The 997-nt window shown below is 45.0% G+C and carries 1 protein-coding gene; it reads right to left on the bottom strand.

Translation table 11 applies throughout. From position 1 onward, the window contains the following. Window positions 1–975 (bottom strand): hypothetical protein (locus tag IE182_RS32960; RefSeq protein ID WP_229845297.1); only part of this gene is annotated, 975 nt, incomplete at its 3' end. Window positions 976–997 lie beyond the last annotated feature (22 nt).

Genomic DNA, 997 nt, shown 5'->3' on the forward strand with positions numbered 1-997 from the left:
CTTTGGTCTGCCCTCTTTATTTCTCCATTCTCCGTCTGGGTGTTCAATATCACGAATAGCATTCATAATCTTTAGGTGTTGCTCTTGCTTTCTTCCGTTCCTTTTGTTTGGCGGTACTGATATACCGCTGACACGCTCAACCTCGGCTCTGCTGTATGTGACATAGTTTTCTTGATACATATTCATTGCGTCCAGTACATCACGCTTGGTAAAGCGGTTATGTTCATCATCACTGATATCATCAAACATTGGTAACAGCTCCAGAGCATCCGTCAATACCTCATCTTCTGGAATATCGCACTTAATACCATAGGATGCAAGCACAGACAAACACCAGTATCTATGCCCAACTGACACCGCTCCGCTCTGTATCTTCCTAAGCCACCAGTCATACAAATCCCTCTTGATATGCCACCTGCCCTTTTTCTCGCCCCTAACAATCCTCTTTTCATACCATTCTGGGTACTTCTTCTTAGCTTCGGTAAGGCTCAGATCAGACTTATACTTGAAATCTGTCACAGCCTTGCTATCGTCCATAAGAAAGTCGTTCAGATACTCTACTGTAACACGCTCCCCAGTTTCAAAAGCTGTCACTGGATACCGCTTTCCAAGTTTCGACTGGGTGCCGACCATACGGAAGCCTTGGAAGATACCTTGATACTGCACTTGCTCACGCTCTGTATAGGTGCTTGTGTACCTGTTCCATATCTTTCTGATTAACTCATACTTGAACTCCCTTAACTGGTCTTGCAGATGTCTGTATAGCGGTACTGGCTTCTCAAAGAGATAATACAAATGCAGTCCATGACCGCTATTCACACAGTAGGTACATTGTGGCAGAAAATCGTGCTTCATCTGGTGGAACACATCTCTTAACTGCTCCATTTCTACTCCATCAAGGTCAACAGCTATCCCATACAACCACCTTGCGTTTTTTGCTGTTCTGTTGCGTCCAGAATAGCCGACTGGGGACATGATAGCGAACTCTGCCCCCTTG

The sequence above is a fragment of the Streptomyces cinnamoneus genome, from assembly GCF_014650495.1.
GTDB classification, from domain to species: domain Bacteria; phylum Actinomycetota; class Actinomycetes; order Streptomycetales; family Streptomycetaceae; genus Streptomyces; species Streptomyces cinnamoneus.